The organism is Ruminococcus intestinalis (assembly GCF_014288065.1).
In the GTDB taxonomy this organism is placed as follows: domain Bacteria; phylum Bacillota; class Clostridia; order Oscillospirales; family Acutalibacteraceae; genus Ruminococcoides; species Ruminococcoides intestinale_A.
Map to the genome: position 1 here is coordinate 247,862 of NZ_JACOPS010000003.1, position 22,081 is coordinate 269,942.

Annotated in this window: 16 protein-coding genes and 1 tRNA gene; 13 read left to right on the top strand and 4 right to left on the bottom strand. The window is 39.7% G+C overall.

Annotated elements, in window-relative coordinates; all coding sequences use genetic code 11:
- Positions 1-15 precede the first annotated feature (15 nt).
- Genes H8R91_RS08085 through H8R91_RS08110 form a run of 6 tightly spaced genes read left to right on the top strand, consistent with a single transcriptional unit; the run spans position 16 to position 7,767 of the window.
- Positions 16-987 (top strand): glycosyltransferase family 2 protein, encoded by a 972-nt coding sequence (locus tag H8R91_RS08085; protein ID WP_186935583.1) that lies wholly within the window; start codon positions 16-18, stop codon positions 985-987.
- A gap of 43 nt (positions 988-1,030) precedes the next feature.
- Positions 1,031-2,356 (top strand): O-antigen ligase family protein, encoded by a 1,326-nt coding sequence (locus tag H8R91_RS08090; protein WP_186935584.1) that lies wholly within the window; start codon positions 1,031-1,033, stop codon positions 2,354-2,356.
- Positions 2,346-3,428, top strand: a complete 1,083-nt coding sequence (locus H8R91_RS08095) for a polysaccharide pyruvyl transferase family protein (protein WP_186935585.1) — start codon at positions 2,346-2,348, stop codon at positions 3,426-3,428. Before H8R91_RS08090 ends, H8R91_RS08095 begins: the two co-directional genes overlap by 11 nt.
- Positions 3,429-3,447: 19 nt before the next feature.
- Positions 3,448-5,019, top strand: a complete 1,572-nt coding sequence (locus tag H8R91_RS08100; RefSeq protein WP_186935587.1) for an oligosaccharide flippase family protein — start codon at positions 3,448-3,450, stop codon at positions 5,017-5,019.
- A gap of 10 nt (positions 5,020-5,029) precedes the next feature.
- Entirely contained in the window at positions 5,030-7,465 is a 2,436-nt protein-coding gene (locus H8R91_RS08105) for a hypothetical protein (RefSeq protein WP_186935588.1), read from the top strand.
- Between the two features lie 59 nt (positions 7,466-7,524).
- Positions 7,525-7,767 (top strand): hypothetical protein, encoded by a 243-nt coding sequence (locus H8R91_RS08110; protein WP_186935589.1) that lies wholly within the window; start codon positions 7,525-7,527, stop codon positions 7,765-7,767.
- A gap of 239 nt (positions 7,768-8,006) precedes the next feature.
- Here the strand turns inward: H8R91_RS08110 and H8R91_RS08115 are convergent, their stop codons facing one another.
- The gene (locus tag H8R91_RS08115; RefSeq protein ID WP_186935590.1) at positions 8,007-10,001 is read right to left on the bottom strand and encodes a leucine-rich repeat protein; all 1,995 of its coding nucleotides are present in this window, start codon (positions 9,999-10,001) and stop codon (positions 8,007-8,009) included.
- A gap of 13 nt (positions 10,002-10,014) precedes the next feature.
- The gene (locus H8R91_RS08120) at positions 10,015-11,265 is read right to left on the bottom strand and encodes a dockerin type I repeat-containing protein (protein WP_186935592.1); all 1,251 of its coding nucleotides are present in this window, start codon (positions 11,263-11,265) and stop codon (positions 10,015-10,017) included.
- Positions 11,266-11,493: 228 nt separating this feature from the next.
- On the opposite strand from H8R91_RS08120, the gene H8R91_RS08125 reads away from it, so the two are divergent.
- The 5 genes from H8R91_RS08125 (at position 11,494) to H8R91_RS08145 (ending at position 18,068) form a co-directional block, all read left to right on the top strand.
- A complete protein-coding gene (locus H8R91_RS08125) occupies positions 11,494-11,664 on the top strand; it encodes a hypothetical protein (protein WP_186935593.1) in 171 nt (56 codons plus the stop codon).
- 212 nt (positions 11,665-11,876) lie between these two features.
- A complete protein-coding gene (gene ilvB / locus H8R91_RS08130) occupies positions 11,877-13,544 on the top strand; it encodes a biosynthetic-type acetolactate synthase large subunit (RefSeq protein WP_186935594.1) in 1,668 nt (555 codons plus the stop codon).
- 147 nt (positions 13,545-13,691) lie between these two features.
- Positions 13,692-14,705 (top strand): flagellin lysine-N-methylase, encoded by a 1,014-nt coding sequence (gene fliB, locus H8R91_RS08135; protein WP_186935595.1) that lies wholly within the window; start codon positions 13,692-13,694, stop codon positions 14,703-14,705.
- A gap of 150 nt (positions 14,706-14,855) precedes the next feature.
- Positions 14,856-16,313 carry a glutamate--tRNA ligase gene (gene gltX / locus H8R91_RS08140; RefSeq protein ID WP_022234303.1) on the top strand — a complete coding sequence of 486 codons (1,458 nt, stop codon included), beginning with the start codon at positions 14,856-14,858 and terminating at the stop codon, positions 16,311-16,313.
- A 63-nt stretch (positions 16,314-16,376) separates the two neighbouring features.
- A complete protein-coding gene (locus H8R91_RS08145; protein WP_186935596.1) occupies positions 16,377-18,068 on the top strand; it encodes a glutamine--tRNA ligase/YqeY domain fusion protein in 1,692 nt (563 codons plus the stop codon).
- A 112-nt stretch (positions 18,069-18,180) separates the two neighbouring features.
- Here the strand turns inward: H8R91_RS08145 and H8R91_RS08150 are convergent, their stop codons facing one another.
- Together H8R91_RS08150 and metG are read right to left on the bottom strand one after the other, a co-directional pair.
- Positions 18,181-18,417: a hypothetical protein gene (locus tag H8R91_RS08150; RefSeq protein ID WP_186935597.1), complete on the bottom strand. Its 237-nt coding sequence runs from the start codon at positions 18,415-18,417 to the stop codon at positions 18,181-18,183.
- Between the two features lie 236 nt (positions 18,418-18,653).
- Positions 18,654-20,600 carry a methionine--tRNA ligase gene (metG, locus tag H8R91_RS08155; RefSeq protein ID WP_186935599.1) on the bottom strand — a complete coding sequence of 649 codons (1,947 nt, stop codon included), beginning with the start codon at positions 20,598-20,600 and terminating at the stop codon, positions 18,654-18,656.
- A gap of 241 nt (positions 20,601-20,841) precedes the next feature.
- Here metG and H8R91_RS08160 point away from each other — a divergent pair.
- Both H8R91_RS08160 and H8R91_RS08165 read left to right on the top strand, forming a co-directional pair.
- Positions 20,842-20,918, top strand: a tRNA-Met gene (locus H8R91_RS08160).
- A 204-nt stretch (positions 20,919-21,122) separates the two neighbouring features.
- Complete coding sequence (locus H8R91_RS08165) at positions 21,123-22,079, top strand: glycosyltransferase family 2 protein (RefSeq protein ID WP_022234670.1); 957 nt, start codon at positions 21,123-21,125, stop codon at positions 22,077-22,079.
- Positions 22,080-22,081 lie beyond the last annotated feature (2 nt).

Here is a 22,081-nt window from a genome sequence, read left to right on the forward strand (position 1 = left end):
GCACAGGAGTAAAGTATGAATTCACCTCTTATATCCGTAATTGTTCCTATTTACAATGCGGCGGAATTTATTGAAAAAACCGCAGAACATCTTGTTAACCAAACATATAAAAATATGGAATTTATCCTTGTTGACGATGGCTCTACAGACGGCTCCTCCGAGATTTGCGATAAAATTGCGGAAAAAGACAGCAGATTTGTAATAGTTCATCAAAAAAACAGCGGTGTAAGCGCCGCCAGAAATGCGGGAATTGCCGCCGCCAAAGGTGATTATATCGGTTTTTGCGATTCAGACGATATTCCGTATGAGGATATGTACGAAACACTTTACGGCATTGTAGAAGAATACGATTGCGATGTAGCAATGATTAAAAGCGCCATTCACTTTATTGACGGCAAAGTTCAAGATTCAAGCGACGGTTCAATAAAAGTTTATTCAGACAAAGATGAGATTTTAAAGCTGTTTTTGCTTAACAAAATTCAGTCAAGCGTATATACAAAACTTTTCAGTGCCGAAATCTGTAAGCAGGTGCAATTCCCTGCCCCTCACAAAATTAACGAAGACCGTTACTACTCGTTTTTTGCGCTTGAAAAATGCAAAAAACTCGGTTTTAAAAATGTTACCAAATATAATTATTGCAGACACGAAGGTTCGTCTGTGACACAAAGTTTTTCGGATAAATACCTTGACATAGTTTATTTTGCCGATTTAATTGAGGATTTTGTGCAGAAAAATTATCCTGAACTTTCGGATTACGCAAGAGCAAACAAGATAGTTTCGTACCTGCGTACCTGCCAACTCATTTTATTGTTAAACGGTGAGAAAACTTATAAAGACAAATTTGAAGAAATAAGAGCGTTTATTAAAGAGCAGGACAACGCTCTTTGCAAAAAATATCTTACAAAAAGCATTTATATAAAATACACTTTTCTGAAAGCCGGACAAGTTCCGTTCAGATTAGCCATAAAAGCATTTTCAAAATTTTAATTTACTTAAATACAATTATTCCCTCTGTTAGGATTTGATATATATGAAGAACAAAACATTTAAAATTACATTTCAATCACTGTGGTATTTATTTACCTCCACTGCCCTGGCTGTAATATGCGTGGGCGGTTATAACCCGTATTTTATGAACACCCGTACTATGCTTTCGACAGGACTTGTTCTTTGCTCACTGTTCGTGGCTCTTATTATACGCAAAAAAATAATTATAGACACCTCTCTCGGACTTTTTATTATTGTCGGAGCGTATATGTTGTTTTCTGCGCCAATGTCTATGGACACCGACACGAGTTTTAAAATTGCAGGCTACTACATAGTCGGCATCGCCGTACTTATGATAGAATACAGCGACGAAATGATTGATACCGTACTTAAATTTATGAATGTTTTTGTGCTTGTAATAGCCGTGTCTATCATTATATCCGTTCCTATCGACGATTGTATGAACAAATACTTCTCATGGCTGCTTAACCCTACACACAATGAGGCTGTTGCCCAGAGTATGAGAAATGCAATTGTTCACAGCCGCTCTTATGCAGGATTTGCAAGAGATAAGAGTGTTGCCGCTTACATTATGGGTATGGGCATTTGCATTTACCTGGCAAAGTATTTTTCGGGCAAAAAATTAAAATGGTACGAAGTTGTCGGACTTCTTGCAGAAATCTCGGCTTTGCTTTTAACATCAAAACGAATGATTTTAGTTTGTCTTGTTGCGGTATTTGCCGTATTAATGCTCACATCACAAATCAAAGGCAAAATCGTAAAATTTGCCGTGATTGTGCTTGCGGCCGCATCCGCACTGTTTATTATAATGTCGTTTATCCCGTCAATGAGTAATGTATTTTCAAGATTTACAAATGAGGAAAACAACACACTTACAGGCAGAAGCGACTTATGGAGCTTCTCGTTTATGATGTTCTCAAAATCACCTGTAATCGGTGTGGGGCTCGGTTCATTTAATGAATTTGCTGCACAGCAAGGTTACCTCAGCGCTTCGGGCGACAGATGGGATTACTTCGGTCACAACTGCTATTATGAATTTTTGGGCGAGCTTGGCATTGTCGGTTCAATAATAGTTTTCGGAGCTTTGCTTTATATGCTCGTAAAAACATTTATGCTTGTAAACAACAAAACTCTGCTCCCGATTCAGCGCTACCACATTTATTTTGCTCTTGCGGTAGAAATTATGCTGCTTATGTACAGTATGTCGGGCAATGTTTTGTTATATGCCGACCAGACGCTTGCACTGTTCTTTGCATATGCAATTGTCAGGAGCATTACCGTAAACAACGGATTACGGAAAAAAACAAGACTTAATAGTTACAGAAACAGAGGATATTATGCAAAATAAAGTTGGTATTCTGACATTTCACAAGGCTATAAGCTATGGCGCAGTTCTTCAATCCTACGCTTTACAAAATTTTATGTTTAACCTTGGCATAGACAATGAAATAGTGGATTATAAATGCGACTATATGGTTAATCGCTATCAAAAGACTTTCCGCCGTACAAGCAATAACGCCGTAAAGGACTTTTTATGGAGTATTAAAACCGCATCGGGTGTAAGAGCAGGTCGAAAGACTACTTATGAATTTGCAAATAAATTCTTAAAAATGAGCCGACCTTACACAAAAGACACACTTGCAAGCGCAAAAAGCGAATACAAGGCATTTGTAACAGGCAGCGATCAGGTATGGAGTCCGACTTGCGTAGGCTTTGACCCGGCATATTTTCTTACCTTTGCCGACTCAAATCAAAAATACAGCTATGCGGCAAGCATTGCGGTAAAAAAATATCCCGATAATCTTAAAGATGAATTTGCAAAGAGAATATCCGATTTTCAGGGCTGTTCCGTTCGTGAAAAAAGCGGCGCAGAAATCGTGCGTGAACTTACGGGCAAAGAAGCATCGGTAAATATTGACCCTACACTCTTGCTTGACTCAAGCAATTGGGATAAAATCGCTTATGACAAAAAATCAGAACCGTACATATTCCTGTTTAATGTACTTAAACCAAAAAAATTGATTGATTATGCAATCAAACTTGCAGAGGAAAAGGATATGAAAATTCTTTACCTCAACAACCGCCACCCTGTCGCACACGAGCGCATCGAATACCTTGACCCTGTTACGGCAGACAAGTTTATAGGACTTATAAAAAATGCCGCATATGTGTGCACAAATTCCTTTCACGGCAATGCTTTTTCGGTTATTTACGGTAAAAAATTTATTGTAGAAACCGAAACCGCCGCCTCTGTCAATATAAGATCTCAAGAATTGCTTGAATATCTCGGTCTGTCAGACAGAATTTTATCGTCAACTCATACCCCCGACATTGACAAAGAGTATGACATAGACAATGTGCGCCAAAAGCTTGAAGAAGAGCGCAAAAAATCTGCTGAATATCTTTCGGCATTAAAGTAATTTTGAAAGGATAAGACCAATGGCAGAAAAATCATCAGGAAAACAAATGTCAATCAATGTTATTGCATCACTCATCTCTTTTGCGGTAACTACGGGTATTAACTTTTTCCTCACACCGTACCTTACACAGGAACTCGGTACGGAGGCTTACGGATTTATAGGACTTGCAAACAACTTTGTTCAGTATGCAACGGTAGTTACATCTGCGCTCAACTCTATGTCGGGCAGATTTATCTCTCTTGCCTACCACCGTGGCGATAAAGAAAAAGCGTCAAAACTTTTCAGCTCCGTACTTGTTGCAGACCTTATAATTGCGGCAGTAATGCTTGTTGCCGCTACGTTTCTTACATTCTTTATTGACAAAATACTTGTTATTCCTGCGTCAACGGCAACAGTCGAAGACCTTGTCACAAATGTAAAAATCACTTTCGGCATAACTTTCTTAACCTTTGTTATCAGCGTTATTACCGCTATTTTTACAACAGCAACCTATGTTAAGAACCGTATTGATATTAATTCAATTCGTGATATTATTTCTAACCTTATCAAAATAGCCGTATTATTCTTACTTATCGGCTTTTTCGGTGTAAAACTTTACACACTCGCTACAGCAATGCTTGCCAGCGGCATTTTCCTTTTGCTTGCAAATGTAAGCGTAAAAAAGCGTATTTTGCCCGATGTTCAAATCAGCATTAAAAAATTCCGCTTTGACCTTGTAAAAACTCTTATTGCGGCAGGCATATGGATGTCGCTTGCACAGTTAAGCAATACATTCCTTTCAGGTCTTGATTTGCTTATATGCAACCTTACTCTCGGTGCAACCCTTATGGGTATGCTTTCAATTGCAAAGACAATACCGCACAGCATTTCTTTGCTTATCACCACACTTGCAAGTGTATTTACACCGCATTATACAATTTTATATGCAAAGAATAAAATTGCAGACCTTGTAAAAGAAATCAAATTTACTTCAAAAATACTAAGCTATATTCTTACCGTGCCGCTTACAGGCTTTATGGCATTCGGATATGACTTTTTTACCCTTTGGCAGCCTGAAAAAAATCCGCAGGAAATTATGATGATACAGATTCTGTCTGTTCTTACCTGTATTCAATATTTGTTTACGGCGCACACACAGTGCCTTACAATGCTCAACTCGGTATGCAACAAAATGAAACTTCCTGTTCTTGTTGCACTTATTGTCGGTATTTTAAGCACAGGCTCTGTACTTATTATTTTAAATTTCTGCGATACAGGCGACTTCGGCGTATATCTTATAGCAGGTATCAGCTCACTGCTTATGAGCTTAAGAGCAATTCTCTTTATTCCTATATATTCGGCACATTTGCTTAAGCAAAAGAAAACAACTTTCTATCCGCTGATTGTCAGAGGCTGGATTGCATTCTTTGTACTTATGGTTATTTTCTGCTTTGTGCAGTATTTATTCCCAATCCACTCATGGCTCACACTTATAGTTATTTGCGGAATATGCGCTGTTGTAGGATACATTATAATCTTACCTATAATGTTCAACAGAAGCGAAATGAAAAATCTTATTTCAAAAGTTACAAAGAAATTTATTAAACACTAAGGTGACAAATATGAATTTCAAAAACAAAAATTCTCTTTTAAAACTTACAAGCCTGTCCCTGTCAATATTAACCGCTTTTTCGGCAACCGCACTTGTCGGCTGTTCTCAAACGGACGCAAAAGCAGCTTTGCAAAAAGCAAAAGACTTATACGAAAAAGGAAATATCGAAGAGGCGGAGTATCAGCTTGTTCTGTATCTTCAGGACTTTCCGTCCGATATAGAGGCTAATATATTACTTGGCGACTGGTATTCGACAGACGGTAACGATAAGTCTTTGGTATATTACAGAAAAGCCGCAAAATATACCGAATACGATGAAAATTCTTTGAATTACAACACCACATCAACGCTGCTTTCAGCGAATGTTCAGAGTTTTACCGTTAAACCTGCCGCAAAATATACCAAATCAATGACGGTTTCGTTCAGCAGCAATCTGTTTCAGGTTGACAAAGACAGCGAGAACGGCAAAATTTATAAAACCGACGAACAGCTTGATGAAAGCGACTGCAAAACCACAAAATGGTTTTCGGTAAATAATTCACAAAAAAACATATCTGTCTACGGCAAAATCAACTGTGCTTTGTGGCAGTTTAAGAACAAGGACGGCGAAAACACATATTATGAGGACGACGCCGATTTTAACTCTTATTCTTCTATCAGATACACAAACAAAGCGTATTCAACCGCAGAAATACCGGAAGATGCCGTAAGCGCAAGACTGACCTACTATGACCCGTCAAAGGAAGATACAATTAATGTTGATGAGGGAGTATATATTGAATACGGCAGTTTTATACAAGGCTATTCAAATTCATCTACCCAGACATTCACAATCCCGGACCTTTCAAACGATGACTATGTAGAGTACAAAGACGGCAAGTGGACGCTTTACTCAAACGGCACGCAAACCGCACTTGAATTTGATAAGATTTCGGACAATTCGTTTTATATGTCGGTTGCGGGAGATTTGATCGGAGAACTTGACTACACAACTTCAGAAGCCGCTGAAAACAAAGTTGATAAATCAAAAAAATACGGCATATCGTATAAAGCAGATTCCACAAGATTTGCCTGCAAAAGAACCGATGACGCCGTAAATATGAATTTCAATTACAAAATTGATGACGAATGGGCAAATACGGGCGCCAATGATTTTGACAATGCTTATCCGTGGTGCGAAATGAAACGCTGTAATGTTTCTGTAAAAGACAACAAAAAGACTGTTACTTATGAGGGCGACAGCAATTACAAAGAAGACGGCTCCAACGGAAATGTTATGGTAGAAATACCGAAATTCTACACAAAGAGAACCGTAAAAGACGGATATGAAAATATCAGTATTTCGGGTGAAAAATATGACGGCTATCAGGTTGACCCTGCGTTTATCGGTTCGGACGGCAAAGAAGCAGATCATATTTATGTAGGCGCATACTTTGGAAGTATAAATGAAGGCGACAAAATTTTAAGCGTATCGCAAACTTATCCCGAAGTAAAAATGCTTTACAAAAACACACTAAGCGCTGCGGAAAAGAACGGGAAAGGCTATTCCGAGCTTGATTATGTAACCTATTCGGCACTGCAAAAACTTTTTATGATAGAAACAGGCAACATAAATTCATCTTCTGTTTTCAGCGGTGTTACAGCCGATTATTATTTCTATGAAGATGAAAACAAAAGTGCTTTTGCAATTGTTGACGCCGAAAAATCAAATACAATTATATTAGGTGCAAACACATTTACATCAAGACTTGCCGAGGGCGACAGTATCTCAATTTTCTCCGATTGGGAGGAATACAAAAACACCTCAGAATATCAGAGAGAAATCGAATCTATCACCCGTGACAGCAGTAAAAATATTATAGTAACGTTTTCAGGTGACCCTGTTGATATAAAAACAGGCAAAACCGCTATTTCCAATATTCCGATTAAAAACGGAAAAACCGATGGCATTGATTACTGTACGGGCATAACTGACCGAGGGAACGGAAAATCTCCTTTTAAATACAGAGGAATAGAAAATCTCTACGGCAGTGTTATGACTATTTTAAGTAACGCTAACTTTACCAAACAGGAATTTAATTATTCAACTGCGGATGGTTCAACTTATACCCTTAATGCAGACATACCGTTTCAAAAAGAGGGATTTAGCGACATCGACAACATCAACCGCAAATATGCCATTAAATCAATGGCATATGATTCGGATAATCCGTTGGTAATGCTGCCGTCCAAACTCGGAAACGGTGCTTCGGCGCTGACTTCTTACGGTGACTATTGGCTACAGTATTCCTCATCAAAATCTGCAACAACAAGATACATTGCGATAGGCGGTGCAAACGATAACTTCCAGCTTGCAGGATTATTCCATATGAGAGCTATGATTGATGCCGACTCTAACGATACCAAAGAGTTAAACTACATCGGTTCAAGAATAATGTACAGATAAATTAATTCTGTTAAATAAAAGCCCCCGAAATCTACTATGCGGATTTCGGGGGCTTTTTTATGATTTCTATTAAATGCCGGGATAAATTATTATTTAGCGGAATAAATTGGAAAAGCAATTATAAAAGTTTGGTCAACCTTTTCAAAGGTTGTGGGTGTGGGCAACGCCCACAAATACTTTCCGTTTATTGCAATCTGACGATAGCCAAACAGCAAGCTGTTTGGCGACTTAACACAACGGCGAATGCCTTTAAATGCGAAAGCAAAAAGAAAAGACATTCACTATATAATGAAAAAAGTTAATTATTTCTTTTATAAAAGGCTGTCGCCTGTTTTTCAAACTATGTGCAAGCACGCAAACAGCGTGGCTGTTTGCGCCTAATAAATTGTTATATCGGAAGATTTTATGGGCGCTGCCCAAACCCGCAATTTTTGAAAAAATTGAGTAAACTTTTTTGTTTTTGGACGGATAATTTAGCGTTAGCTAAATTTCAATCCCCGAGCGACACTCCGCTAAACCATAATCTAATAAAATTATCCGATTACTTATTTGTAAGTATCATCTGCAAAGCTGTAACATCTCTTGAATCAATTGTGCCTTCATCTGTTATATCCGCATAGCCAAGGTCGCTGTCAGGAATAATCGGTGCACCGCTCTCATCGGTAAAGCCTGCAATATATCTCTGCAAATGAGTTACATCGTTTACATCTACTTTGCCGTCATTGTTGATGTCGCCGAATTCTCTCTCATCAAAAATCAACGAATAATTAATGCCGTTTGTTTTTGCGTATTCGTGAGCATATGAATTTTCGTAACATTTGATTGTTACATTATCGCAAAATTCAAACACATCATTGCCGATTGATTCAACGCTTTTCGGAATGTTAATTGATTTAAGATTTTCGCAGTTCATAAATACTGCAGAACCAATCTGTTGAATATTTCCGTTAACGGTTACTTTCTGAAGTGAAGTGCAGTTTAAAAAAGCACTGTCGTCAATACCGAATTCCACGCTTTCCGGAATAACGATATTCTTAAGGCTTATACAATGTGCAAAAGCCGACTCACCGATATTTACAACATCGGGTAAAGTGATACTTTCAAGACTTTCGCAGCCGTAAAATGTTTCTTCACAAATTGTATATAAACTCTTCGGCAGTTTTACCTCTCTAAGATTTATACATTCCTCAAAAGCCATACTGCCTATATTCTCTACACTGTCGGCTATATCAATGCTTGTCAGTTCCTCGTCACCGTAGAAAAGACCGTCAGCCACAACAACCGTACCGTCTTTTATAGTTTCGTTTGCCTTAAAGTCGCCCTTATATGCACAAGCTGATTTGCCGTGATATACAATACCGTCGGGCTGGCTGTTGTACCAAGCTGTTTCTACAAATGCAGACGGCGCTGTCCATACCGCAGTTTCATTATAATTTATGTCTGTAAGACTTGAACAATCATAAAACGCCATAGCCTGCACAGAACAACGATTAGGGATAGTAATTTCCTTTAAATTCGAACAGCTTTCAAAAGCCGACACACCGATACTTGTAAGGCTGTCTGGCAAATTGATTTTTTTAACATATTCGTTATAAGAAAGGAAATCGTCATTAATTGCGTATGTATCATCTTTAAATGTCAATGTGCTGTCTGTAAAATCACCGATTATCTTGTATGCAAAGTCGCCTGCATAAAGCACACCGTCAGGAGCACTCTGCTCCCAAAGAGTGTATTCAAAGGCAGTTTGCGGAATTGAGTATATAGAGTCGGGGAATTTTATATTAATAAGGCTTTGACATACGGAAAACGCATTTTCGCCTATAAGCGAGCAGTTCGTAAGGTCAATATCATCGAGATTTGCGCAATACACAAAGGCGCCTGCGCCAATCTGACTTACATTTTCAAGATTTATACTGTAAAGTGAGTCGCACTCATAAAAAGCACAATCGCCGATTGTTTCTGTATTTTCGGAAAGCGTTACTGAATTTAGGTTTGAACAGCCTTCAAATGCGCTTTCACCGACATAAGTAACCGACTCCGAGAGTTTTATATCTGTAAGCTGAGTACAGCCGCTGAATGTGTAATCATCAATTTCCTCTAATTTGGCAGGAATATTTACCGTTGTTAATTTTGAACAGCCGTAAAATGCAGAAGGTCCGATTTTGGTTACGCCGTCGGGCAGAGTAACCTTTTTGAGGTCAACAGAATCCTCAAAAGCACTTGAGCCGATGCTCTCGACTGACTCCGGCACAACAACACTGTTTAATTTTGCTTTTTTAGATAAAGCATAGTCGCCAATGCGTACGATTTTGCGGCCGTCTATCGTCTGCGGAATTACAAGTGCGTTTGCCGAGCCTGTGTAATCCACAATGGTAGCGACATTGTCCTCTACGGTATAAACAAAGTCACCGCTTGTTATTTTTGTGACAGTGCCAATGCTTTCTTGAGCGCCTGCTGTCAGCGATACTGCGCCGAGTGAGCCTAAGGTAAGAATTGCCGACATAAAGACGGACATTACTTTTAATGATTTTTTCATAACCCGCCCACCTTTATTGATTTATATATTTCCACAGCTTGTCTGCCGAGGTTTTCTGATTGCCGATAAAGTCAAGGTCTGTACCTTGCAACTTATTCATACTGTCGCCGAATACAAGTCCCGTGCCAAAATCGCCGTTGTCGTTTCTTCCGCTGTACAGCACTATATAGTTACCGTTTGTATAAATAAAAGCCGAACGGTACAGTCCGCCGCCGTCCCAATTTGACGGATCGGACGACGGTTTGAGCACAACCTGCGCTTCGCTCCAATCAAAGCCGTTTGACGATGTTGAGTGGTAAAGGCTCATATGCCTGCGGTCTGATTTATCTTGGGTCGAGCAAGCAAGGAGTTCGTATTTTCCGTTAATTTTTTCAACATCAATATGCCATGTATATGTCGTTGTCGGGTAAGTTAATGCAGTCACCGCACTGTCCGACCAAACACCGCCCTTATACTCCTTGTACCAAACCTTGTAGCCGTTTACATACCACAGCTTGTAAGTCCCGTTTTCGTAAACGATTGCAGGACTTACCATATCGTATTTTTTGCGGTTATCGGTTTCATACACAGGTGTACGGCCGCTCCATTTATTGCCGTCATATGAGTAACGCATATAAAGAGCCATATAGTTTTTTTCGTAATCTGTATATCGCCAAAAAAGTTCCAAACGGTTTTTGTCGGGATTATACACAAGCTCGGAGTCGGAATTAAACCTTACCCCTGCCTTGTAATCATCTCGAATACCCTCGCAAAATTTGATTTCCGAATAATTTATAAGGTCGTTTGAACCGACAATTGTCGGATTTTCGTACTTATCGTTTCCGTTCGGATACGGTGTGTATGACAGCCAATAGCGGTATCCGTTCCATTTTTCGCCTGTATCCACAACCTTTGGATGGTAAGCATTGTTCGGATATTTACTGTCAGCGCCTATATACACGCTCTTTAAATTAAGTTTGCTCTTTGAATTTGACTGCAAATTAAAGTCAGGCTTTATATAAAAACTGCCGTTAATTATATTTTGGGCATAGGTAACATCGTTTATGTTTATAGAGCCCGAACCGTCAAAGTCTGCTTTGCCGTCAATATTATCGCCGTTTGCAATGGCGTTTTGCAGATAGGTGACATCTCGCACATCAAGAATTCCGTCACTGTTTAAATCGTATTTATTTATGTCATACGCAGACGCACTGATTGCAACAGACGAAACTGCAACAACCGCAAGCAATGCCGATACTGCTTTTTTTAACATCTTATTGTTCATTTGTTAAATACTCCTTTGTAAAATTTTGCACTAATATTTTCTCATATATTTACCATTATGTCAATATTAAACAAAATTGTTTGTGGGTGTTTTTATCAAATTTTGTAATTCATATTATAAAAATGTGGCTAAAAATAACCTTTTAATCTGTTTTTCCGTAAAATACTAATTTGTTTTATTTTGTTTTGTATGATACACTTTTTTTATTATCACTTTTAAAGAGCTTTTATGTTTAAAGAAACAGACTATTATGACCGGAAAATGAATATATGGGACTGCGACAAAAAGATTGACCTTGAAAAACCTGCGCCACAGAATCTCAGATACACAAACACGATTGATACCATTATCGAATTTTATAAACCCGTGCGAAGCCTATTATTTTTATCGGAATTTTAACATCAAACTTTTTGTCTTTATATTTTTGTCTTTATAAATTAATATTCATTTATCACCTCTTTGCAACAAACATCTTATAATTATAAAAATATTGACTTTTTTGCTGTTATTATGTAAAATAAAAGGTAACGTATATTTAAAGAATTTAAATCTGATGGCATTTTGATATAATAGATTTGTAAGCCATATAAAGAGGATTGGAGAGAGGTTAAATGCAGCTTTCAGGTGCAGAAATTATTTGTGAGTGTTTGTTAGAGCAAGGAGTTGATACCGTATTCGGTTATCCGGGCGGTGCGGCTCTTAATACATATGACGCTCTTTATAAGTACAGCGACAAAATCAACCATATTCTTACCGCTCACGAGCAGGGTGCGTCACACGCTGCCGACGGTTACGCAAGAGCTACAGGCAAAACAGGTGTTGTAATTACAACTTCAGGTCCGGGTGCCACTAATATTGTTACAGGTATTGCTACCGCAAATATCGACAGTATACCTGTTGTTGCAATCACAGGTAATGTTACTACCGACCAGCTTGGCAGGGACAGTTTTCAGGAAGTTGATATTGTAAACATTGTAAAGCCAATCACAAAAGCAAGTTTCCTTGTAGAAAAAGTCGAAGACCTTGCTCCTACTCTCCGTAAGGCTTTTGAAATTGCTCAATCAGGCAGAAAAGGTCCTGTTTTGGTTGATGTACCAAAGGATGTTACCGCAAACAAAACCGAATTTGAGGTTGTAAAGCCTAAAGAAGTTGAAAGAGTAAGCATTAAAAATCCCGAAAAAATCAAAAAAGTTCAGGATATGATAAGAAATGCCAAACAGCCTATTATATATGCAGGCGGCGGTATTATCAGCGCAAACGCAACGGAAATTTTCAAAAAATTTGCAGAGCTTACAGATATTCCCGTTTGCTGTTCGCTTATGGGACTTGGCTGTATTCCTGCCGACCACCCGCTTTGTATGGGTAATATAGGTATGCACGGAGGCTATGAAACAGGTATGGCTACCGACAAGTGCGACCTTATTATTGCGTGCGGTGCAAGATTTTCTGACCGTGTTGCTGGCGACAGAGATAAATTCGGCGCACAGGCTGAAATTGTACAGCTTGAAATTGACGAAAAAGAAATCAATAAAAATGTTAAGGTAAGCGAGTATGTGCTCGGTGACCTTGAATATATACTTGAGGCACTCTGCGACGGTATGGAACAGCAGAATCACGCAGAATGGCTTGAAACTCTCGGCGAATGGAAACATTATCTTGATAATAAAATTCCTGCCGACGACAAGTATCCGCAGCCGAAAGAAATTCTCGGCGCACTCAATGAAATAAAGAGTGACGATGACATTGTTGCTACCGATGTAGGACAGCATCAGATGTGGGTTGCGCAGTTCAATAAAGCACAGACACCACGCACACTCCTTACTTCGGGCGGACTTGGCACAATGGGCTTTGGTATGGGCGCAGCAATCGGCGCACAAACAGCTCATCCCGACAAGCGAGTTGTACTTGTTACGGGCGACGGAAGTTTTCATATGAACTTAAACGAGCTTGTTACTATGAAATCATATGACTTGCCTGTTGTAATCCTTGTTATGAACAACACAGTTCTCGGTATGGTTCGTCAGTGGCAGAAGTTGTTTTACGGCAACCGTTTCTCACAGACCGACCCGCACCGTGCAACCGACTTTGTCGCACTTGCCAATGCATTTGGTATTGACGGTATGAGAATTAACACAAAAGAAGATATTAAGCCTGTACTTGAAAAGGCATTTGCTCTTAATAAGCCTGTACTCGTTGATTGCAGAATCAGTCCGGACCAGAATGTACTTCCTATGATTCCTCCGGGAAAAACTGTAAATGAGATAATCACAGAGATGTAATTTTTACTCCCGACTTTAACGAAAGTTACAGTCGGGAGTTGTGCTATAAGGAGTAATAATAAAAGGTTGACCAAACTTTTATAATTATCCGATAAAACACTCTGCCAAACTATAAATAAACTGACAATTTACAACGGGGTTGTATTTATGAAAACCGCTTACCACGAATTTTACAAAGATTTTAAATGTATAGCCGACAAATGTCCCGACAGCTGCTGCAAAGAATGGGATGTTGTGGTTGACGATGACAGCTATATAAAATATAAAAACGCAGACGGGGCATTCGGAGAAAAGCTAAGAAGTGTAATGACAATTGACGCTGACGGCGACAGAATTTTTACTCTTAACAACAACCGTTGCCCGTTCTGGAATAAAGATATGCTCTGCGATATTTATATAAATATGGGCGAAAACGCACTTTGCGAAACCTGCAAAAGATTTCCGAGGATAACGCTCGATTATTCGCAATTTCAGGAAAAAATACTCTCGCTTGCCTGTCCCGAAGCACTAAGATTAATGCTGAAAAACGGTGCAATGGATAAAATCATTACCGCAGACAACAGAGAAGATGCCGAGCCGTGCGATTATGATTTTTCGGTAATGCAATTGTTATTGGGTGCAAGGCAAAAAATATTTGCGGTACTGAAAAATACGGATAACGATATATTCGATTGCCTGAACGGCATATATCAAATTTGCTTAAAGGTTCAGTCCGAATTTGACGGAATCTGTTACAAATCCGCTGTGATTACAGAGGATAGTTTTATAAAAGAGTACGGTCAAACTGTAAATTTGCTGTTACAGCTTGACATAATGACCGCCGAATGGAAACATCTTCTTACGGGCGCAAGCAAATATAAGCCGAATAAAGACGATATTCTGAAATTCAGAGAATACATACGCAATTACGAATACGAGTATAAAAACCTGATTTATTACTATATTTTCAGATATTTTTTAAACTCAATAGACAGCTATGATGTTACGGAATGTTTTGATTTAACGGCACTTGCGGTTAAATCGGCATATATTTTGCAGATGTATAAATTTGCCGAAAAGGGCAGCTTAACTGCTGATGACAGACACAGAATAATCGGCTTGTACTCAAAAGAAGTTGAACATTCGTATGAGAATATTGAGTTTTTGCGAGATATTAAGTAAGGCTGTGTAATTTTCAACTGTCAGCGTGCATTGCCCACACACATAACTTTTATGCATCAACCAAAAAAAGCGGTTAAAAATATTGAAAAGTACCGCCATTATTGATATAATAAAGAATAAAGCTAATTTTTATAGAGAGAGGGTAAAACTATGCCTGAGCTTACAGTTCGTACAAGATATGCTCCAAGTCCTACAGGATTTATGCATGTCGGCAACCTGCGTACCGCTCTTTACGAGTACCTTGTTGCAAAATCCCAAAATGGCAAATTTATTTTGAGAATCGAAGATACCGACCGTGAAAGACTTGTTGACGGTGCGGTTGATGTTATTTATAATACTTTAAAACTTGCAGGACTTCAACACGACGAAGGTCCTGACCTCGGCGGCGACTTTGGCCCTTATGTTCAGTCAGAGAGAAAGGATATGTATCTTCCTTACGCCGAACAGCTTATAAAAGAGGGCAAGGCTTACCGTTGCTTCTGCTCAAAAGAGCGCCTTGAAAAAATCCAGAACGAAACAGTCGGCGGCGGCTATGACAGACATTGCCGTGACCTTCCGCAGGAAGAAATCGACAGACTCCTTGCCGAGGGCGTTCCTTATGTAATTCGTCAAAAAATGCCGATTGAGGGCAGTACAACCTTTACTGACGCAGTATTCGGTGAAATCACCGTTGAAAATACAGAGTTGCAGGATCAAATTCTTATTAAAACAGACGGCTACCCGACATACAACTTTGCAAATGTAATTGACGACCACACAATGGGCATTACTCATGTTGTCCGTGGCTGTGAGTACCTTAGCTCAACACCTAAGTACAACCTCCTTTACGAGGCATTCGGTTGGGAAATTCCTACTTATATTCACCTCCCGCTCATTATGGGTAAGGACGCTGACGGCAATGTATCCAAACTTTCAAAGCGTCACGGTGCAACAGGCTTTTATGATTTGATTGACGAGGGTTACTTACCGGAAGCTATCATTAACTATATTGCACTTCTCGGTTGGTGCCCGAAAGACAATCAGGAAATTTTCACTCTTAAGGAGCTTGAAAAGGCATTTGACATAAGCGGCATCAGCAAGTCACCCGCTGTATTTGACTACGATAAACTCTCTTGGTTTAACGGCGAATACATCAAGGCTATGACCCCTGAAAAATTCACCGAGGTTGCAATGCCTTACTATAAAAAGGTATTTGGCGACAAACAGATGCCATACGAAAAGTTTGCGGCAATACTCCAAAAGCGTACAACACAGCTTACACAGATTCCTGAAATGCTCGATTTCTTTGCAGAATTGCCGAGTTACACAAAGGAACTTTTCGTAAATAAAAAGAGCAAGACAAATCTTGAAAATTCACCCGTAGTTTTGAAAGAGGCTTATGACAGATTAAAGGCTATGCCTGAATGGAACGAAACTTCAATTCACGATTGCCTTATTAATATGGCTGTCGAAAAAGAGCTTAAAAACGGCACGGTAATGTGGCCTGTAAGAATTGCGGCCGCAGGCAAAACCGTTACACCGGGCGGTGCTGTTGAAATTCTTGACATTCTCGGCAGAGATGAGTCACTTGCAAGACTTGAAAAAGGTATGGCAATACTTGCAGAATAAAACGACTTTTGCTTCAGATTAATTAAAAATCTTGCAAAATTGAGTAATACAGAGGGATATTATATGGCAGAAGATATTAAGAATACCGAAGCTACCGAAGTTCCGAACGGTAACTTTATTCATACATTTATTGAAGAGGATATTGCCGAGGGCGGCAGATTTGAGGGCAAAAAGGTACACACCCGTTTTCCCCCCGAGCCAAACGGCTACCTCCACATAGGTCACGCAAAGGCTATTTGCATTGACTTTGGCACAGCCGAGAAATTCGGCGGCATCTGCAATCTTCGTATGGACGACACAAACCCTACAAAGGAAGATGTAGAGTATGTAGACGCTATCAAAGAGGACATCAAGTGGCTCGGCTTTGACTGGGAAGACCGTTTCTACTTTGCATCGGAATACTTTGACCAAATGTACGATTACGCTGTCGAACTTATTAAAAAGGGACTTGCATATGTATGCGAACTCACACCCGAACAGATGAGAGAAAACAGAGGCGATACACAAACACCGGCAAAGAGCCCGTATCGTGACAGACCGATTGAAGAAAGCCTTGACCTTTTTGCAAGAATGAAAGCAGGCGAATTTGAGGACGGCAAAATGACGCTCCGTGCAAAAATCGACCTTGCGTCAGGCAACTTTAATATGCGTGACCCTGTTATTTACAGAATTAACCGTCTTACTCACCACCGCACAGGCGACAAGTGGTGCATCTACCCTATGTACGATTTTGCTCACCCGATTGAAGATGCTATCGAGGGTATCACTCACAGCCTTTGCTCACTTGAGTTTGAAGCTCACCGTCCACTTTACGATTGGGTTATCAATAATATTTCCGTTCCTAACAAGCCTCGTCAGATTGAGTTTGCCCGTCTTGGCATTAACAACACAGTTATGTCAAAGCGTAAACTCCGTGAAATTGTTGAAAAGAATTATGTAAGCGGTTGGGATGACCCAAGAATGCCTACGCTCTGCGGACTTAGAAGAAGAGGTTATACCCCTAAGTCTATCCGTTCGTTTACGGAGCAGATCGGCGTATCAAAGGTAAATTCTATCGTTGAGTACGGTTTTCTTGAGCATTGCCTGCGTGACGATTTAAATGAGAACGCAAAGCGTGCAATGTGCGTACTCCACCCTATAAAGCTCGTTATCACAAACTATCCGGAGGGTAAGGTTGAGGAGTTTGAAGTTGAAAACAACCCGAACCGACCGGAGGACGGTACAAGAACGGTTACTTTCTCAAGAGAATGTTTTATTGAGGCAGACGACTTTATGGAAGAGCCAATCAAAAAGTATCAGCGCCTTTACCCCGGCAACGAGGTAAGACTTAAATCGACATACATTGTTAAGTGCACAGGCTGTAAAAAGGACGAGGACGGCAATGTTGTTGAGGTTTATGCCGAGTATGACCCCGAAACCAGAGGCGGCAACACACCTGACGGCAGAAAAGTAAGAGGTACAATCCATTGGGTTGACGCAAACAACTGCGCAGATGCAGAGGTAAGACTTTACGACAACCTCTTTACAGTACCCGATCCCGATACAGGCGACAGAAACTTCCTTGACTACCTTAATCCGAAGTCACTTGAAGTTCTTACAGGCTGTAAGGCAGAGAAAAACCTTGAAACCGCTGTTGCTCCGCAGAGCTTCCAGTTTATGAGAATAGGCTACTTCTGCGTAGACAATAAGGATTCTTCACCCGAACACCTTGTATTTAACCGCAGTGTGTCACTTAAAGACGGATTTAAAAAGTAATTTTTAATAAGATTATATGATAAAACACCCGATCACACTTTTACCGTAATCGGGTGTTTTGATTTGATGAAGTTTAGCTAACGCTAAATTATCCTTCCAAAAACAAAAAAGTTTACTCAATTTTTTCAAAAATTGCGGGTTTGGGCAGCGCCCATAAAATCTTCCGATACAACAATTTATCAGGCGCAAACAGCCACGCTGTTTGCGTGCTAAAACTAAGTTTGTTAAAACAGGCGACAGCCATTATAAACAGAAATGCTAAAAACATAGTCAACGCATTGCGTTGACTATGAAAATGATGTTTATTTCCTTTTGTTGCTCTCGCAAAGGCTTTCGCCGTTGTGTTCAAGCCGCCAAACAGCGAGCTGTTTGGCTATCGTCAGACTGCATAAACGGAAAGTATTTGTGGGCTTTGCCCACACCCACGACCTTTGAAAAGGTCGACCAAACTTTTATAATTGATTGGCAAATCAATTTGCTAAACCATAATTTGTTAATATTACCCCCAACATTAGAATATAAATGCACAAAAATGCCCGACTACGGAAAATCCGTAATCGGGCAACAATTTTAATTTAAAACAAATCAGCTGATTTTTGAGCCGGGTTCCATATCGTCTACAAAGATTACCTTTATTTCTTCTCCGCAAGTTGCGGCAAGAATCATTCCGCAGCTTTCAACACCGCAGAGCTTTGCAGGCTTGAGGTTTGATACAAGAATAATCTTTCTTCCGATAAGGTCATCAGGTGTATAGAATTTTGCGATACCCGAAGCAACGGTTCTCTCTTTTACACCGTCAAAAATTGTGAGTTTCAAAAGCTTTTTAGCCTTTTTAATCGGCTCGCAAGCCTTAATTTCGGCAACTCTGAGGTCAACCTTGCAGAAATCGTCAATACCGATTTGAGCAACGCCCTCAATTTCTTCTTTGAGTTTCTCTGTCTTTTCGTCAACCTTTTCGTTATTCTTGATAATTGCGTTGAGTTCTTCGATTTCTTTCTCAACATCAATTCTCGGGAAAAGAGCCTCACCTTTCTTGACTGTCACATCAAGCGGAAGAACACCGAATTTATCGGCATTTTCGTAAGTAGCGCACTTCTCGCAAGCGCCAATCTGCTCAAGTGCCTTTGGCATTGTAGTCGGCATAAATGCAGAGAGAAGTGTGGCTGTGATTCTGATAGTTTCAAGCAAATTGTAAAGAACAGTTGCAAGTCTTGCTTTCTTTGTTTCGTCCTTTGCAATCACCCACGGTGCTGTTTCGTCAATGTACTTGTTAGCACGGGAAACTACCTTGAAAATCTCGGCGAGCGCATTGTTAAGCTGGGTTTTATCAATAAAGTCATCAACGCTCGACTTAAGTGCGGTAGCGGTTGCGATGAGGTCATCGTCAAATTCTCCGCCTTCACGCTCTGTAGGAAGTGTGCCGCCAAAATATTTTTCAACCATTGCAACGGTTCTTGACACAAGGTTGCCAAAGCCGTTTGCAAGGTCGGAGTTAATACGGTTTATCATAATTTCGTTAGAGAACGAGCTGTCTGCGCCGAGTGCCATTTCACGAAGAATGTGATAACGGATAGCGTCTGCGCCGTATCTCTTGCCAAGTACAAACGGGTCTACAACATTGCCGAGTGATTTACTCATCTTCTGACCGTTAAAAGTAATCCAACCGTGAACCGCAAGGTGCTTTGGAAGCGGCAAATCGAGAGCCATAAGCATTGCAGGCCAAATGATAGCGTGGAAACGCATAATATCCTTTGCAACCATATGCACATCGGCAGGCCAGAATTTATCAAAATCATTATAAGCATCGTTATAAAAACCAAGCGCAGAAATATAGTTTGAAAGTGCGTCAATCCACACATATATAACATGCTTATCGTCAAAAGTTACAGGAATACCCCACTTAAAAGAAGTTCTCGACACACAAAGGTCCTCAAGACCCGGCTTGATAAAGTTGTTTACAAGCTCTGTCGCACGGGTTTTCGGCTGTAAATAGTCGGTTTCCGTAAGTAATTTTTCAATTCTGTCGGCAAAAGGTGCCATTTTGAAGAAATAAGCCTCTTCCTTAGCCTCTGTAACCTCTCTGCCGCAATCCGGACATTTGCCGTCAACAAGCTGGCTTTCTGTCCAAAAGCTCTCACAAGGAGTGCAGTATTTACCCGAATACTCGCCCTTATAAATGTATCCCTTATCGTAAAGTTCTTTAAAAATCTTCTGAACAGTCTTGATGTGGTAATCATCGGTGGTTCTTATATATCTGTCATAGTCAACATTCATAAAGTTCCAAAGGCTCTTGAAGGTTTTAACTACTTCGTCAACATATTCCTTGGGAGTCACACCCTTTTCGGCAGCTTTCTGCTCAATTTTAAGACCATGCTCGTCAGTACCCGTAAGAAACATTACATCATAGCCCTGCATTCGTCTGTAACGAGCGATGGAGTCGCAAGCAACAGTTGTATAGCAATGTCCGATATGCGGATTGCCTGACGGATAGTAAATCGGTGTCGTGATGTAATACGGTTTTTTCTGACACATAAAAAATTCCTCCCTTTTCAGCAAATGAGCTGTATTTTTATTATACCAATATCATACAAAAAATGCAATAATCAAAGTAAAACTAAACAACAAAAAGCCCGAATAATATTGCCGATATTACAAAACATTTACGGCTTGCAAATATATTTTTGATTTTTTAAAAATATATTATAAAAAGGCTTGACAAATCTGATAACAAGGTGTATTATAATATAGCTGTAAAGATACAGGCAATAAATATCGCGGGATAGAGCAGCTCGGTAGCTCGTCGGGCTCATAACCCGAAGGTCGTCGGTTCAAATCCGGCTCCCGCAACCACTTAAAAAACGGCTTAACCGCTAAGGTTTTGCCGTTTTTCTTTTTGTGATTTTATTTTTTTGTTATTCCAACTTTAACAAAAATAAATTTACCTTTTGTCACTTCTCAAATAATTTATAAAAATATAGACTTTTGTGTGTACTTTTGGTATAATAAAAATAATTATAGGCTTATACAAATTTAACAACATAAAGGCGAATTATTATGAAAACTATAGATTTAATAGTACCGTGTTACAACGAAGAAGAGGGACTTGAGCATTTTGTGCTTGAAACCAATAAGGTTATTGACTCAATGCCCGAATATTCATTTCGATATATCCTTGTCAATGACGGCAGTAAAGATAAAACTTACCTTGTTATGAAAAAGCTCGCAAAGCAGTTTTCCAATGTAAAGTATATTTCATTTTCAAGGAATTTCGGTAAAGAGGCGGCTATGTACGCAGGACTTCAACATTCCACCGCCGATTATGTGGTGGTTATGGACGCCGATTTGCAGCATCCGCCGACACTTTTCCCACAAATGGCAGACGCTCTCGAAAACGAGGGCTACGATGTCTGCGCCACAAAGCGTGACGAACGAGAGGGCGAAAGCAAATTCAGAGGAATTTTCTCAAAAATGTTCTTTGCTCTTTCAAATAAACTCACTGATACCAAAATGCCTTACGGCGCTATGGATTTCAGAATGATGAAAAGACAGGTCGTCGATTCTATTCTTGAACTCGCCGAAGTTCAGAGATTTTCAAAGGGAATATTCTCTTGGGTAGGTTTCAACACAAAATGGATTTCATTTAAAACCGTTGACCGTCAGCTTGGACAGACAACATGGAAATTCTCAAGTCTTTTTCGTTATGCGATTGACGGAATTACCTGTTTTTCGGTTGCTCCCCTCCGTTTTACGGCAGTAATGGGTGCGATAATCTTTGTTATTTCGCTTATCTATATAATGATAACCCTTGTTCAGACGTTGTTTTTCGGAATTACCACACCGGGTTATGTAACTACCTTGTGTGCGGTTCTGTTTTTGGGCGGAATTACCGAAATGTCTATCGGTATTCTTGGCGAATACATAGGCAGAATTTATATGGAAACCAAGGACAGACCGATTTACATAACAAAATTCTCTAATTTTGAGGACGAAAACAACGAGGAAAAGGAATAATT